Here is a 14783-nt window from a genome sequence, read left to right as displayed (position 1 = left end):
ATTGAACCAGTGACCTCTTCCGTGTCAGGGAAGCGCTCTCCCGCTGAGCTAATCGTCCTTGGAGGTGGAGACGGGATTTGAACCCGTGTAGACGGCTTTGCAGGCCGTTGCCTCGCCTCTCGGCCACTCCACCTGGAGTGTAGGGGGTCGGGAAGATCCCCCACTTCGAGCGGACGACGAGGCTCGAACTCGCGACCTCAACCTTGGCAAGGTTGCGCTCTACCAACTGAGCTACGTCCGCCTGTCGGTTCGGTCCGCTTCCGCGTCCCGGCGACGTGTTGAACTTTAGCGGATTCCTGGGCCAGCACAAAAACGCGTTTGCGCAGCGTGCTGCGCCGTGGCGCCCCCGACGCGGTCGAGGGGCGCCGGGAGGGCATCCGCGAGGGCGTCTGCGAGGCCCGCACAGAGCGCCCACCAGGCATGCGTCAAGTCAGCCGTGCGCGTACCGGCCGAGGCCACCCGACCTAGACTCACAGCCGTGCAAAGCCCCCCTCCCTCCTCCGGCCCGACGGCTCTGACGGCCCCGACGGCCTCGATGGCCCGCTTCGGCGGCCTCGTCGCCCGCGGTCTCCTCGATGTCACCAGCGATCCCGCGGCCCTGGACTCCACCGGCTTCTGGGCCGTGGTCGCCGACTTCGAGGGACAGCTCGTCTGCGCCCGCTTCGGGGACGTCCGAAGGGAGGCCGTGCCCGCACCGGTGCCGGGGGCATGGCACGGGCCGGCGACCGGTGACTGGACGTCGTCGCTCGACCATGGTGCGTACACGGCGGGCGTACGTCGTATCCGCGAGCACATCGCGGCCGGCGAGGTGTACCAGGCCAATCTCTGCCGCGTCCTGTCCGCGCCCGTGGCGCCGGACGCCGACGTGGACGCGCTCACGGCGCTGCTGGCGCGCGGCAACCCCGCCCCGTATGCCGGAACGATCCGGCTGCCCGGGCACGGCGTCGAGATCGCCAGCGCCTCGCCCGAGCTCTTCCTGCGCCGCAACGGACGTGTCGTCGAGTCGGGGCCGATCAAGGGCACCGGCCGCACGGAGGCGGATCTGCTCGAGAAGGACCATGCCGAGAACGTGATGATCGTGGATCTCGTCCGGAACGATCTCGGGCGCGTCTGCGAGACCGGTTCTGTGACCGTCCCGGAGCTCTGCGTGGTCGAGAAGCATCCGGGGCTCGTCCACCTCGTATCCACCGTCCGGGGTGAACTGCGCGAGGATGCCGGCTGGCCGGAGCTGCTGGCCGCGACCTTCCCGCCCGGTTCGGTCACGGGCGCTCCCAAGTCCAGCGCCCTGCGGATCATCGAGGCGCTCGAGACGGCCCCGCGCGGTCCCTACTGCGGGGGGATCGGCTGGGTCGACGCCGACCGGGGCACCGGAGAGCTCGCCGTGGGCATCCGCACCTTCTGGATCGACCGTGCGGAGGGCGTCCTCCGCTTCGGTACGGGCGCGGGCATCACCTGGGGATCGGACCCTGAGCACGAGTGGCGGGAGACCGAGCTGAAGGCGTCACGGCTGCTCGCGGTAGCGTCGGGGGAGTACCCGGGAGCGTAGTCCGGGATGTGGCACGTACGTACGGACGTACGAGGCGAGCGGAGGAACCCTCAAGTGAAGATCTGGCTCGACGGGGGGCTGCAGGATCTCGATGCCGCCCGTGTCTCCGTGTTCGATCACGGTCTGACGGTCGGCGACGGCATCTTCGAGACGGTGAAGTCGGTCGACGGGCGGCCCTTCGCGCTGACCCGCCACCTCGACCGGCTCACCCGCTCGGCGCGCGGCCTCGGGCTGCCTGACCCCGATCTGGACGAGGTGCGCCGGGCCTGCGCGGCCGTCCTCGAGGCCAACCCCGTGCCGCTGGGCCGGCTCCGCATCACGTACACCGGTGGCGTCTCGCCGCTCGGCTCGGACCGCGGTGAGCACGGGCCGACCCTGGTCGTGGCCCTCGGCGAGGCGGCCCGGCGCCCGGACACGACCGCCGTGGTCACGGTCCCCTGGACCCGCAACGAGCGCGGCGCGCTCGCCGGGCTCAAGACCACCTCGTACGCCGAGAACGTCGTGGCACTCGCCCGCGCCCACCAACAGGGCGCTTCCGAGGCGCTGTTCGGCAACACGGTGGGGCAGCTGTGCGAGGGCACGGGATCGAATGTGTTCGTCGTCCTGGACGGTGAGATCCACACGCCTCCCGTCGCCTCCGGATGCCTGGCAGGCATCACGCGCGCACTGACGGTCGAGTGGACGGGCGCCCACGAGACCGATCTGCCGCTCGACGTCCTGGAGAGGGCCGACGAGGTCTTCCTGACCTCCACGCTGCGCGACGTGCAGGCCGTCCACCGTGTCGACGGCCGCGAACTGGCGGGCGGACCGGGCCCGGTGACCGCGAAGGCGATGCGGATCTTCGACGAGCGGGCAGCGGACGACCTCGACCCGTAGGTCCCACCGGGCCTGGGCCCGGGCCTCTCCGGTCCCGCAGGCGCCCGGAATTCGGATGACCCCGGATCCGGAGGTGGGTAGAACAGCCACGATGACGACGACCCTGCGGCCGATCGAGCCGCTTCAGCACGATGCCGACGGCGCGCGTTCACGGCGTTACCAGGTGTGTGTGAACAGCCGTCCCGTGGGCGCGCTACATCTCGGCACGCACCCCGCCTTCGGACCCGCCGCGGCCCAGATCCGGGAGCTGCGCATCGACGAACGGGACCGCAGGCGAGGCCGGGGAACCGTCGCCGCGCTCGCGGCCGAGGAGGTGGCGCGCGGCTGGGGTTGCAGGCGTATGGAGGTCTCGGTGCCCGCGGACGCCGAGGCGGCACTCCGGCTGGCCACGGCACTCGGCTACGTCCAGCGCAACCGCGGCATGGAGAAGCCGCTCGGCACCACCCCGCCCGACCTGCCTGACGGCACCCTGGGCCGGCCCATGACGGAGGCCGAGTACGGTCCGTGGCTGGAGCACGGCAAGGCGCACTACGCGCAGAGCTGGATCCGACGGGGCGTCACCGAGGCCGAGGCCCGGGCCAAGTCCGAGAAGGATCACGCGGCCCTGCTGCCGGACGGTCCGGCCACCCCGGACGTGCTCCTGAGCGTCCTGGAACACCAGGGCACCGCGGTCGGCACCCTGTGGGTCGCGCTGCGTGACGAGGGCGCCTACGTCTTCAACGTGGAGGCCGACGAGCGGTACCGCGGCCGGGGCCACGGCCGCTCCCTGATGCTGCTGGCCGAGGCCCAGGCCGTCGCCGCCGGGAAACCCCGCATCGCCCTCAACGTCTTCGCGGGAAACACTCCCGCCGAGCGGTTGTACGAGTCGCTGGGATACGTACCGACCGGGTACGCCATGTACAAGGAGCTGTTGTAGAGCAGGAGCTGTTGTAGAGGCCGCTGGGCCGAAGGCGGCGCGGGGGAGGGACTCGGCGGCGCGCGGGGCGGACTCGGCGGAAGGGCGTTACGCCTCCCGCTCGCCCAGCAGCCGGTCGGCGATCTCCTCGATGCGCTCGCGCAGCCCTTCCTGGCTCTTTCCGCCGTCCAGACGCTCGTCGCCGATGACGTACGTGGGCGTACCCGTCACGCCGATCGCCTTGCCCTCCGCCTGGTCGGCGTCGACGATCAGGATGTGCCGGCCGTCGATCAGGGCGGTGTCGAACTCCTCGGCGTCCAGGCCCAGTTCCCGCGCGACCTTCACCAGGAACGGCTCGCCCTTGCGCTCCAGCTCCTCGACCCGGCCGAGCACGGCCTCCACGTACGCCCAGCCCTGGCCCTGCACCGCGGCCTCCTCGGCCGCCTGGGCGCCGGCGAACGCGTACTTGTGCTTCTCGAGGGGGAAGTGCCGCAGCCGCAGTTCCAGACGGTCGCCGTAACGCGCGCGCAGCGCGCGGAGGTCGTCGAGGGCGGTGCGGCAGTCGGGGCACTGAAGCTCGCACCAGACGTCCAGGACGGGGCGGGCCGTGGTGCCGACGGGAGTGGAGTCGCTCATGGGACCAGTCTCCCAGCCGGGCGGGGGCCGCCCCAACTGGAGTCGCCTCGTCCGGTTGGGGAACCGGCCGGAAACATGAACGGGGCCGCTCTGGGACCTGGCCTCTGGGACCCGGCCTCTGGGACCTGGGGAGGACGCCGTACCCGGAGATGTCCCTGAGGTCCGGACGCACCGTGGCCCGGGGGCTCGGGGCGGTGCAGGATGGAGGGGACGAATCATCACAGCCCGACTGCCTGCCATGCCTGGAGGACCGGATGATTGCCGAGACCGTCTGTTCTGCCGTCTCCGCGGCCGGCCTGGGCATTGCCGCGATCACCGCGTACCGCAAGCGCTTCCTGGCGGCGGCCCGCATCGCCGCGTACTCGCTGGTTCCGCTGGGTCTGGTCATGACCGGCGCCGTGCAGTGGCTGGCGCACACCGCGTTCAGTCCGGTGGCCTGGGCGGGCTTCGGGGTGCTGGGCTGCGCGTGGCTCCTGTTCATGACGACCCGCGCGGTCGAGCGGCGCAGCGGTGGAACCCGCAAGGAGCGCAAGGCGGCGAAGGCCGCAGCCCGTGGAGAAGCAGTGGCCCCGGCGGCCGCGGCCCCGTCCCTGGGCCCGGCCGCACGCCCGGCAGCTCGACCCAAGACCAAGTCCCGTGGCGCCGACGCCACGGCCGATGCCACGGACGACTTCAGCGACATCGAAGCGATCCTGAAGAAGCACGGCATCTGAGGATCTGAGCATCTGACGTCGATCCGAGCATCTGACGTCGATCCGAGCATCGGACGTCCATCCGAGCGTCTGACGACGACCCTCAGGGCAGCCGTCCTCTCGTCAAAGTCAAGTATTTCGGCGAACTACCGCTTCGCTCGGGCGTGTTGATCGCGCGGCAGGCGCCCGCTGCGTCATCATCGCCCCGACATGCTGGACACATCACAGGGCGATGCCGCCCCTTCGACTCCGGCCGAGGAGCCTCGCGGGTGCCTCTTCGCGCTCTCCCAACCGCCCCTGATGATCTTCTTGGCGGTGATCGGCGTTCTGCTGCTCATGGCATCGGTCCATGATCTTTTCCTGCTGTGAGCAGGTGGCTTCAGCGTGCGGTGGCTTCGGCCGCGGTGGCTTCCTTGCGGCGCGCACGGTATGCAGCGACGTGCAGCCGGTTGCCGCAGGTGCGGCTGTCGCAGTAGCGGCGTGAGCGGTTCCGGGACAGGTCCACGAAGGCGTGCCGGCAGTCGGGCGCCTCGCAGCGCCGCAGCCGGTCCTGCTCCCCGGCCACGACGAAGAACGCCAGGGCCATGCCGCAGTCGGCCGCCAGATGGTCTGCGACGGACGCGCCGGGCGCGAAGTAGTGCACATGCCAGTCATAGCCGTCGTGATCGGTGAGCCGAGGTGTCGTGCCTGCCGCCGCGACCAGCTCGTTGATCATGCCGGCGGCCGTACGGGCGTCGTCGGCGGCGAAGATCTCGGCGAAGCGGGCCCGTACGCGCCGTACGGCCGCCAGGTCGTGATCGGTCAGCACGCCGACGTCACTGATTTCGTGTTTTCGTACGAAACCGGCCAGGGCGCCGAGGTCTGCGAGCCCGTCGGCCTCGTCGTTCTCCGGTGCGGTGTTCACCAGATCGACCACGGTATCGAGGGCACACCGGGTGTCGTGGGTGATCAGCACGAGTCGCTCCCTGGCCTGGGGATCGGGCAGAGCCCGCCGATGCAGGCCGATGCTAGCGGCTCCCTGCGGCGGACCACGGCCCCCGGGACGCCGCGGCTGCCCGTCCGGGCCAGGCGGACGTCACGTTCGTGCGGTACGGGCGTGTCGCCGTCGGCGAGGCGTGACCGCGCTCCCCGTGCGCGCAGCGGGCCCCTACGCTCCCCGATGTGCCTCGCCTACGGGCACCAGCGGGAGGTGGCGGCCGCCCAAGGTCCGCCCAGTCCTCCCGGAGGCGCCGGACCGTCCGAGGGTCACCGGCGGGCTGTGACCGGTCACTGCACCGCGCGGTTCGCCGCCCCGTCCCTTGGTCCCCTTGGTGGGCTGGGTGACGAAGGGCCACGTGAGCATGACACTGGGTAACGGCCGCATACGCGTCGGCGCCGCCCCGCGGAACCCGCGGCGGCGGCACCGGCGCCTGTGCTGTGCGGTTGTCGTGGCCCGAGCCGTCTCCCCGAGTGGACGGCGCCGGGCTGCTCTGAGCCTGGCCTCGTTAACTCTCCGCCAGGATGTGTGAGAGCTCTGTGTCGAGGTCGAAATGGCGATGCTCCGTGCCGGGCGGGACCGCGGCGTCCGTTCGCTTCAGGAAGGACTCCAGGGCCCGCGCCGGGGCCTCGAGCAGGGCCTCGCCCTCCGGCGAGCTCAGGGCGATGCAGACGACGCCCTGACCGTGACTGCGGGACGGCCAGACGCGGACGTCGCCGGTGCCTGTGGGCCTGTGCAGGCCCTCAGCGAGGAGGTCGCGGGCGAACACCCACTCGACGGTCTCCTCGGCTCCGGTGTGGAAGGTGGCGTGCACGGCATACGGATCGGCCGTGTCATACCGCAGTCCTGCGGGAACAGGCAGTGAGGACTCGCTCGACACAACGAGGCGCAGGTGCAGCTCGCAGCTGACCGTGGTGTTCATAAGCGCCAGGGCCTTTCGCTCAGTGTGCGCTCGGGGATTCGCACGTCGGCGAAATCGACATGCCACCTACGGTGCCGTTGTAAACCCCTCTGAGCGTTTTGCGTGGCTTTAGGTAGCTCGTCCGGCCGAGTGTGAGTTCGTCGACAAGAGCCATTCCGGTGATTGGCGTTTCCCGTCCGGTAGGGTTTGGCCGTATGAATACGGGGAGTGACGAGCCGGGGGAGGTCGCCGTGGTAGCCGACGCAGGGGCAGAGTCCCAGGAACCCGAGCTGGGCTCACGGGCGCCGGGATTCATCAAGGAGCGCCGGGCCCTGCACCTGAGCTGGCAGGTCGGCGTCTTCGTCGCGGGGCTCGCGGTGGTCGTGGCGGGCGCGCTCATGCTTGTCCTGCCCGGCCCCGGCTGGCTGGTGATCTTCGGCGGCATGGCGATCTGGGCGACCGAGTTCGTCTGGGCGCAGCTGGTGCTGCGCTGGACGAAGCGCAAGGTCACCGAGGCGGCACAGCGTGCGCTCGACCCGAGGGTCCGGCGGCGCAACGTGATCCTCACGAGCGTCGGTCTGGTGATCATCGCCGTGCTGGGCGGGATCTACGTGTGGAAGTTCGGGCTCGAGATGCCGTGGAACATCGATCAGTGACCGGCGGACGGATGGCCGGGGCACGGTGACCGAGGAGCGGTCGCCGGGCGGACGCTGACCTTGGCGAGGTCCTCCCGCGTCCGGGGCCGCCTGTCGGCGGTCACCTGCCGGGGGCTCGACTCAGGTCGGCCGCGGCGCTCGGCGACCCGCACCGCAGCCTCCTCCGCGGCACCTGCCCCGCAGCCCACCGCGGCCGCCGCCTGGTCGGAAGCATCCCCTGACATGCGGTAATGTTCTCTCTGCGCCCGGGCGATTAGCTCAGTGGGAGAGCGCTTCGTTCACACCGAAGAGGTCACTGGTTCGAACCCAGTATCGCCCACCCCGGATCTGCGGCCCGGAGGCTTCCAGCCTCCGGGCCGCAGCCGTGTCCACGGGCGACCTTCCAGTGGCACGCACTCCAGCACTGCCGTGCCCGGTTCGGCCTCCGCCTGCCCTCACCCTCCGCCTGCCCTCGCAATGGGGGCAGGCGCTCGCCGACGGGAGCAGGTCCGCGAGGCGCCCACAGGCGCCGCAGACGTCCTGTTCGGCCCCGCACGCCCGCGTCGCCGCGACCGGTCGCCGGCCAGACCCCAGACCGTCCCGGCAACGGACCGTCCCGGCGACAGGCCGGGCGGTCCGCCCGACCCGTATCCGGGTGCCTGTGCCTCTCGCCCGGACCCGATGGTGCGGCACCCGGCCGCCGCACCCGGCCCCAACACCCCCCCGACAGCGCCGAATCCCGGCCACACCCGCCCATGAGCCCGCCCGCGATGCGGTGTTGCGATCCGGACCCGTCGTTGAAACGCTTCGAGTAAATCCTGTCAGAATCGTTGACGGGGCCCCACCCTCTCCGTACCTTGTGCCAGCAAGCGCTTACTTGAAACGATTCACGACAAGTCATGATGTGGCGGGGAGGCCCAACTGTGCGTGCCGACGAGTCTATTGGGAGGCGGAAGCTCCTCAAGGCGGGGGGTGCTTCGCTGGCCACTGTGGGGCTGATGGCAGCCGGCTGCGGGGGAGGCAGCGGCTCGGGCAGCGGAGGGACCGTCACCCTCCGCCACGCCTGGTGGGGCGGCGAGCCGCGCGCGGTGGCGATCAAGAAGTGCATCGCGCTGTTCGAGAAGAAGTACCCGAAGATCAAGATCCAGCCGGAATTCACCGACTACGCCGCATTCTGGGAGAAGTTCCAGACTCAGGCCGCGGGTGGAAATCCGCCGGACGTCTTCCAGAACGCCGTCGGTTTCCTGCGCAAGTACGACAAGCGCGGCGTGCTGATGGACCTCAACTCGCAGATCAAGGCCGGGAATCTCAGCCTTGACGGCTTCCGCAACGGCGTGGAGGCCAACGGCCAGGTGGACGGCAAGCAGCTCGGTATCCCGGTCGGTGCCAACACCATGTCGCTCGTCATCGACAACAAGATCTTCGAAAAGGCCGGAATCAAGCCAGAGTTCGGCTGGACCTGGGACGAGTACTTCGACGCACTCCAGCACATCAAGGACACCCAGAAGATAGCCGGAGACACCGGCTACTTCGGGATCATGTACCTCTACGACCTGTATCTGCGCCAGAACGGCAAGGCGTTCTTCACCGACACCGGCCTCGGATTCACGGAGGACGACCTCATCCCGTGGTGGGAGGACGGCTACAAGCGCGTCAAGTCCGGTGTGGTCTGCGACCCGAAGAAGGTCGCCCAGGTCGCGCCCAAGTCCGCGCTGTCGGCCGGGCTCGCGGCGTCCGAGTTCACCTGGGACAACTTCTCCGTCCGCTACGCAGGCGAAGGTCACCCCAATATCGGCCTCGCGCCGATCCCAACCGTGGACGGCAAGGACACCGGCCAGTACCTCGGCTCGCTGATGCTGTCGATATCCAACAAGACCAAGTACCCCAAGGAAGCCGCCCAGTTCATCGACTTCATGGTCCACGACCCGGAGGTCGGCAAGATCATGGGCTACGACCGCGGCATCCTGCCCACCGACGAGCAGTACGAGGCCTACACGCCGTCCGACGACCAGAACAAGGCGATCGCCGCGTTCGAGGAGGCGTGTCAGAAGGAGGGCGTGCTGGGCAAGATCACCCCGCACCCGTCCGGCGCCGACGTCGCCGAGGCCGCCTTCCTGCGCATCGCGGGCGACATGTCCCAGGGCAAGACCAAGGTGAACGCCGCGGTGAAGCAGTTCTTCAACGAGGCGAAGGCCGCCTTCGCGGCCTGAGGGGACATCGCACCATGACGCTCGTCAAGGACACGCCCGTCCTGGCCCCGAGCGAGCGCTCCTCCGGCCCCGCCGCAGCCAAGCGGCGGGGCCGGCGGGAGAGCCTCGCGGGCTATCTGTTCATGTCACCGTGGCTGGCGGGTTTCCTGCTGCTCACGGCCGGTCCGATGGTGGCGTCGTTCTACTACGCCTTCACCAGCTACAACCTGTTCACCTCGCCCCAGTGGGTCGGCCTCGACAACTTCACCGCGATGTTCGAGGATCCCCGCTGGCGCAAGTCGGTCGAGGTCACCCTCAAGTACGTGGTGATCGGCACCCCGTTGAAGCTGCTGCTCGCGCTCGGCGTGGCGCTGCTGCTGGCGCAGAGCAGGCGCGGCCAGGGCCTGTACCGGGCGGCGTTCTACATGCCGTCGCTGATCGGTGCGAGCGTCTCGGTCGGCTTCGTGTGGCGGGCGCTGTTCTCCGACAACGCGATCGTGGACAGCGGCCTGAAGGCCTTCGGCTGGAACCTGGGCGGCTGGATCGGCGACCCTGACCTCGTCCTCTACTCCCTGGTGGCGCTCACCGTCTGGCAGTTCGGCGCCCCCATGGTCATCTTCCTTGCCGGTCTCAAGCAGGTCCCGCGGGAGCTGTACGAGGCGGCCGAGGTGGACGGCGCGGGCCCGCTGCGCAGGTTCTGGAGCATCACGCTCCCGATGATCTCCCCGGTGCTGTTCTTCAACGTCCTGCTGGAGACCATCCACTCATTCCAGATCTTCGGCTCCGCGTACGTCGTCTCCGACACGTCCTGCGGCCCGGCTGACGGCACGCTCGTCTACACCTGCTACCTGTACCAGAAGGCGTTCAAGGAGACGCAGATGGGCTTCGCGTCCGCGATGGCCTGGATGCTGCTGCTCGCGGTCGCACTGGTCACCGCGGTGCTGTTCTGGTCGCAGAAGAAGTGGGTGCACTACGAGGAGGGCGCCAAGTGAGCACCGCCAACGCCACCGTTCCTACGGCGGGTTCGCGCCGCAGGACCGGCTCCGTCATCTGGCACGTCTCCGCCATCGCGGTCCTGGCCGTCGTCCTCTACCCGGTGCTGTGGGTGATCGGGGCCTCGTTCAAGCCCGGCGAAGACATCATCGGATCGCTGGACCTGTTCCCGGCCGATCCGATCCTGTCCAACTTCTCCGGGCTCGCGGACGGGATGGCCAACATCCCCACCTCCACCTTCTTCCTCAACTCGCTGATGTATGCGGGCCTCGCGGTGGCCGGCGTGGTCGTCTCGAGCTCGCTCACCGCGTACGCGTTCGCGAAGATCCAGTTCAGGGGACGGAACGTGCTGTTCTCCCTGATGATCGGGACCCTGCTGCTCCCGTATCACGTGCTGCTGATCCCGCAGTACGTGATGTTCCAGAAGCTCCAGCTCACGGACACGTATGTGCCGCTGCTGGCCGGCAAGTTCCTCGCCACGGAGGCCTTCTTCGTCTTCCTGATGGTGCAGTTCATGCGCGGCCTGCCGCGCGAGCTGGACGAGGCGGCCCGCCTGGACGGGTGCGGCCACCTGCGGATCTACTGGTCCGTCGTGCTGCCGCTGACCCGGCCCGCGATCATCACCACGGCGATCTTCACCTTCATCAACGCCTGGAACGACTTCATGGGTCCGCTGATCTACCTCAACAACCCGGACCGGGCCACGGTGTCGCTCGCCCTCATGATGTTCCGCGACCAGCAGGGCATCTCCGACTACGGCGGCATGATCGCCATGGCGATGGCCGCGCTCGTGCCGGTGCTCGCCTTCTTCCTCGCCTTCCAGCGCTACCTGATCGACGGCATGGCGACCTCCGGACTGAAGGGCTGAGACGGCCATGGCGTTCCGTACGGATGCGGCCCGGACCACCGCTCGTCAGGCCCGCAAGGCCCACAAGGCCCGGCAGAAGGCCCGTAAGGCGTCCCAGGAGTCCGTCCTCGCCGAGAGGTTCGGTCTGTTCGCCGAGTGCCTGCTCACCGGGGTGTGGATCACGGTGGCCGCGCTGCCGCTGGTGACCTACCCGGCCGCGTTCGCCGCCGGGGCGCGGCACCTGCGGCGGCGGATCGCCCACGAAGGCGGTGGCCTGCGGGAGTTCGCGGGCGACTTCCGGCACGCGGTGCGCCGCGGCTGGCTCGCCGGCCTCGCCGGGTGGGCCGCGGCGGCCGTGGTCTGGGTGGACGTCCAGGCCGTACGCGCGGGGCTGCCCGGCGGCCGCCTGGTGGCCGCCGTCGGGATCTTCGCCCTGATCGGTCTGGTCGTCGCGGGGCTGCGCGCCGCGGCCGTCTGGGAGGCCGGAGCGTCCTGGCGGACCCTCCTCGCGGCCGCCGGGCGCCGCACCGTACTGGACCCTGCCGGATCCTTCCTGCTCGTCGGCGGACTGGTCGTGGTGGCCGTGTCCGCCTGGGTCACGCCGCCGCTGGCGGTCCCCGTGCTGGGGGCCGTCGCGGCGGCGGCCGTCGCCGTCGAGAAGCGGTACATGCGCGACTGACCCGCCCACCCCGTGTCCCACTGACCCGCCCACCCGGTGGCCGCGTCGCCGCGGCCGGCCACCGGAGCCTTCGCAGGCCGGCGCCCCAGGCGCCGCGCCGCTCTCTGTCATGCCCCTGACCTCCGCTTCCTGACCTACCCGCACGTCGAACGGAAAGGAAAGGCCATGTCTCCCATCCCCCGCAGGTCCGTCCTCAAGGCGGCCGCCGTCGCCGGTGCCGCCGCCCAGTTCAGCTGGGCGTTGGGCACGCAGGACGCGTCCGCCGCGACGAGAGCCGAGGCCGCGGCTGCGGCCGCGGAACCGGATCCGGTGACGCTCAACTGGCTCGAGGACGGCGGCCTCGGCGCCGCCCCCGGCTCCACCGTCGGCGTGCCCTGGCCGAAGGGCGCGTACGACAAGGACCAGACCTTCGCGCTGGCGACCGAGGACGGCAAGGAGGTGCCCGTCCAGAGCTGGCCGCTCGCGTACTGGCCCGACGGCTCGCTGAAATGGACCGCACACGCCATCGGCCCCCAGACGGTCGCCGACACGTTCACGCTCACCGCCGGGGCGCCCGCCGAGCCCGAGAAGAAGATCACGGTCGACAAGAGCGGCGGCACCATCGACATATCGACCGGTGTCATCACCGCCAAGATCGGCAAGAGCGGCTCCACCCTGGTCAAATCCGTCACCCGCGGCTCGACCGAGATCGCCAAGAACGGGCGCCTCGTCCTGCTCCGCCAGGGCGAGCTCGAGGACGGCGACCAGGGCACGCAGAAGTACGAGCGGTTCGACAGCGCCATCTCCGAGGTCAAGGTCGAACAGGACGGACCGGTCCGTGCCGTCGTCCGCATCGATGGCAAGCACCGCCGCGGCGACCGCGCCTGGCTGCCCTTCTCCATCCGGCTTTACTTCTACGCGGGCGCCGAGTCGTTCCGCATGGTGCACACCATCACCTTCGACGGCTCCCAGGAGCCCGGAAAGGCCAGCGGCGACTTCATCCGCGGCCTCGGCGTGCGCTTCACGGTGCCGATGCGCGACGAGGCGTACGACCGGCACATCCGTATCGGCGGCGACGAAACCGGACTGCTGCGCGAGGCCGTCAAGGGCATCACCGGCCTGCGCCGCGACCCGGGTGCTGCCGTGCAGGCAGCACAGTTCGAGGGCAAGAAGCTCCCGGACCCCGCCACCTGGGACCAGCGGGTCACCAGCCGCCTGCACCTCATCCCCACCTGGGGTGACTACACCCTCTCGCAGCTCTCCGCCGACGGCTTCACGCTGCGCAAGCGCACCAAGAAGGGCCACGGCTGGATCGCCGCGGGCGGCGGCCGCAGGGCCAGCGGCTTCGGATACGTCGGCGGAGCGAGCGGCGGACTCTCCTTCGGCCTGCGGGAGTTCTGGGAGAAGTTCCCCGCCCAGCTCGACATCCGGGACGCGCACACCGACGAGGCCGAGGTCACGCTCTGGCTCTGGTCGCCCGAGGCGCAGCCCATGGACCTGCGCTTCTACCACGACGGCCTCGGCCAGGACACCTACGCCGAGCAGCTCGAGGGCCTCAACATCACGTACGAGGACTACGAGCCGGGCTTCGGCACCCCCTACGGCATCGCCCGCACCAGCGAACTCCTCTTCTGGGCCAACGACTCCACACCCAGCCCCGAGACCCTCGCCCAGCAGGTCGACGCCGTCCGCACCCCGCCGCAGCTGACCGCGCCGCCCAAGCAGCTCATCAAGGCCAAGGTCTTCGGCGGCCTCTTCTCCGAGCCCGACCGCTCCACGCCCGCCAAGGCGAAGATCGAGGACCACCTGGACTTCCTGTTCACCTACTACAAGGACCAGGTGGACATGCGCCGGTGGTACGGCTTCTGGGACTACGGCGACATCATGCACTCGTACGACCCGGCCCGGCACCAGTGGCGTTACGACGTCGGCGGCTACGCCTGGGACAACTCCGAGCTCTCGCCCGACCTGTGGCTCTGGTTCGCGTACCTGCGCAGCGGCCGCGCCGACATCTTCCGCTTCGCGGAGGCCATGACCCGGCACACCGGCGAGGTCGACGTCTACCACCTGGGGGAGTGGGCAGGCCTCGGCACCCGCCACGGCGTGCAGCACTACGCCGACAGCGCCAAGCAGCAGCGCATCGCCAACACCACCTACCGGCGCTACTACTACTTCCTCACGGGCGACGAGCGGGTCGGTGACCTCATGCACGCCAACGTCGACTCCGACGAGACGTTCCTCGTCCTCGACCCGATCCGCAAGATCCGCACCGAGCCGTACACGCCCGACCGGCACGCGCTGTCGATCGGCTTCGGCACCGACTGGAGCGGTCTGGTGTCGGCCTGGCTCACCGAGTGGGAGCGCATGGGCCCCAAGTGGGAGAAGGCCAAGGCGCGTGTGCTCTCCACGATGGAGACCATCGCGGCCCAGCCCAACGGCTTCGTGCAGGGCAGCGGTCTTTACGACCTCGATACCGGCAAGTTCGCGATCGCTGACAAGCCCGTCGTCGGCGTCTCGCACCTGTCGGCCGTCTTCGGCCTGAACGAGTTGTGCGCCGAGCTGATCGACCTGGTCGACATGCCCAAGTTCAACGAGGCGTATTTCGACTACTGCCGCTACTTCAACGCCACCAAGGCCGAACAGGCGGCCCGCTACGGCTCCAACTTCGGCTCGCTGCTGCTCTTCCAGGGCCACTCGCGCCTGGACGCCTACGCGGCCGTCCAGACCGGCGACGAGAAGCTCGCCAAGCGGGCATGGGACAAGTTCTACAACTCCGACGGGTACAAGGAATCGGCCCCGTGGAAGACGGAGAAGGTGAGCGGACCGGTCACCCTGGTGCCCGGCAGCGAGGCCAACTGGGTCTACACCAACGACACGGCGCTGTACGGCCTCGCCGCCATCGAGAACCTGGCTCTCCTCGGCGACAGGATGCCGTAGCC

The 14783-nt window shown here is 69.7% G+C and carries 14 protein-coding genes and 3 tRNA genes; 12 read left to right on the top strand and 5 right to left on the bottom strand.

The window, feature by feature from the left end:
* Positions 1-59: 59 nt before the first annotated feature.
* A tRNA-Cys gene (locus tag STSP_RS12130) sits at positions 60-133 on the bottom strand.
* A gap of 35 nt (positions 134-168) precedes the next feature.
* Positions 169-241 (bottom strand) — tRNA-Gly (locus STSP_RS12125).
* 294 nt (positions 242-535) lie between these two features.
* On the opposite strand from STSP_RS12125, the gene STSP_RS12120 reads away from it, so the two are divergent.
* The 3 genes from STSP_RS12120 (at position 536) to STSP_RS12110 (ending at position 3338) form a co-directional block, all read left to right on the top strand.
* Positions 536-1546, top strand: coding sequence for a chorismate-binding protein (locus tag STSP_RS12120; protein WP_067275912.1), 1011 nt, complete (start codon positions 536-538; stop codon positions 1544-1546).
* Between the two features lie 54 nt (positions 1547-1600).
* Entirely contained in the window at positions 1601-2422 is an 822-nt protein-coding gene (locus STSP_RS12115; protein WP_067275909.1) for an aminotransferase class IV, read from the top strand.
* Positions 2423-2513: 91 nt separating this feature from the next.
* Positions 2514-3338, top strand: coding sequence for a GNAT family N-acetyltransferase (locus STSP_RS12110; protein ID WP_067275906.1), 825 nt, complete (start codon positions 2514-2516; stop codon positions 3336-3338).
* Between the two features lie 87 nt (positions 3339-3425).
* Here the strand turns inward: STSP_RS12110 and STSP_RS12105 are convergent, their stop codons facing one another.
* On the bottom strand, positions 3426-3953 hold the full coding sequence (locus STSP_RS12105) for a DsbA family protein (protein WP_067275904.1): 528 nt from the start codon (positions 3951-3953) through the stop codon (positions 3426-3428).
* 254 nt (positions 3954-4207) lie between these two features.
* On the opposite strand from STSP_RS12105, the gene STSP_RS12100 reads away from it, so the two are divergent.
* Together STSP_RS12100 and STSP_RS39610 are read left to right on the top strand one after the other, a co-directional pair.
* Complete coding sequence (locus STSP_RS12100; protein WP_067275901.1) at positions 4208-4666, top strand: hypothetical protein; 459 nt, start codon at positions 4208-4210, stop codon at positions 4664-4666.
* Between the two features lie 189 nt (positions 4667-4855).
* Positions 4856-5014 (top strand): hypothetical protein, encoded by a 159-nt coding sequence (locus tag STSP_RS39610; RefSeq protein WP_198547324.1) that lies wholly within the window; start codon positions 4856-4858, stop codon positions 5012-5014.
* 10 nt (positions 5015-5024) lie between these two features.
* Here the strand turns inward: STSP_RS39610 and STSP_RS12095 are convergent, their stop codons facing one another.
* Positions 5025-5600, bottom strand: coding sequence for a CGNR zinc finger domain-containing protein (locus STSP_RS12095; RefSeq protein WP_067275899.1), 576 nt, complete (start codon positions 5598-5600; stop codon positions 5025-5027).
* Positions 5601-6129: 529 nt separating this feature from the next.
* The gene (locus STSP_RS12090) at positions 6130-6543 is read right to left on the bottom strand and encodes an SsgA family sporulation/cell division regulator (RefSeq protein WP_003959770.1); all 414 of its coding nucleotides are present in this window, start codon (positions 6541-6543) and stop codon (positions 6130-6132) included.
* A gap of 194 nt (positions 6544-6737) precedes the next feature.
* Here STSP_RS12090 and STSP_RS12085 point away from each other — a divergent pair, with 194 nt between their 5' ends.
* The 7 genes from STSP_RS12085 to STSP_RS12055 all read left to right on the top strand — a co-directional run bounded on the left by STSP_RS12085 (position 6738) and on the right by STSP_RS12055 (position 14781).
* Positions 6738-7178, top strand: coding sequence for a TIGR02611 family protein (locus STSP_RS12085; protein ID WP_067275897.1), 441 nt, complete (start codon positions 6738-6740; stop codon positions 7176-7178).
* 247 nt (positions 7179-7425) lie between these two features.
* A tRNA-Val gene (locus STSP_RS12080) sits at positions 7426-7497 on the top strand.
* Between the two features lie 583 nt (positions 7498-8080).
* The gene (locus STSP_RS12075; protein WP_408646274.1) at positions 8081-9367 is read left to right on the top strand and encodes an ABC transporter substrate-binding protein; all 1287 of its coding nucleotides are present in this window, start codon (positions 8081-8083) and stop codon (positions 9365-9367) included.
* 14 nt (positions 9368-9381) lie between these two features.
* Positions 9382-10338, top strand: coding sequence for a carbohydrate ABC transporter permease (locus STSP_RS12070; RefSeq protein WP_067275894.1), 957 nt, complete (start codon positions 9382-9384; stop codon positions 10336-10338).
* Positions 10335-11207: a carbohydrate ABC transporter permease gene (locus tag STSP_RS12065; RefSeq protein ID WP_067275892.1), complete on the top strand. Its 873-nt coding sequence runs from the start codon at positions 10335-10337 to the stop codon at positions 11205-11207. The genes STSP_RS12070 and STSP_RS12065 overlap by 4 nt, the downstream gene beginning before the upstream one ends.
* A gap of 7 nt (positions 11208-11214) precedes the next feature.
* Complete coding sequence (locus tag STSP_RS12060) at positions 11215-11865, top strand: hypothetical protein (RefSeq protein WP_067275890.1); 651 nt, start codon at positions 11215-11217, stop codon at positions 11863-11865.
* Positions 11866-12030: 165 nt separating this feature from the next.
* Positions 12031-14781, top strand: coding sequence for an exo-rhamnogalacturonan lyase family protein (locus STSP_RS12055; RefSeq protein WP_067275888.1), 2751 nt, complete (start codon positions 12031-12033; stop codon positions 14779-14781).
* The last annotated feature ends 2 nt before the right edge of the window (positions 14782-14783 follow it).

This window comes from Streptomyces jeddahensis, from assembly GCF_001642995.1.
In the GTDB taxonomy this organism is placed as follows: Bacteria; Actinomycetota; Actinomycetes; order Streptomycetales; family Streptomycetaceae; genus Streptomyces; species Streptomyces jeddahensis.
The sequence above is the reverse complement of the archived record's forward strand: the minus strand, read 5'-3'. Positions and strand labels throughout refer to the sequence as shown.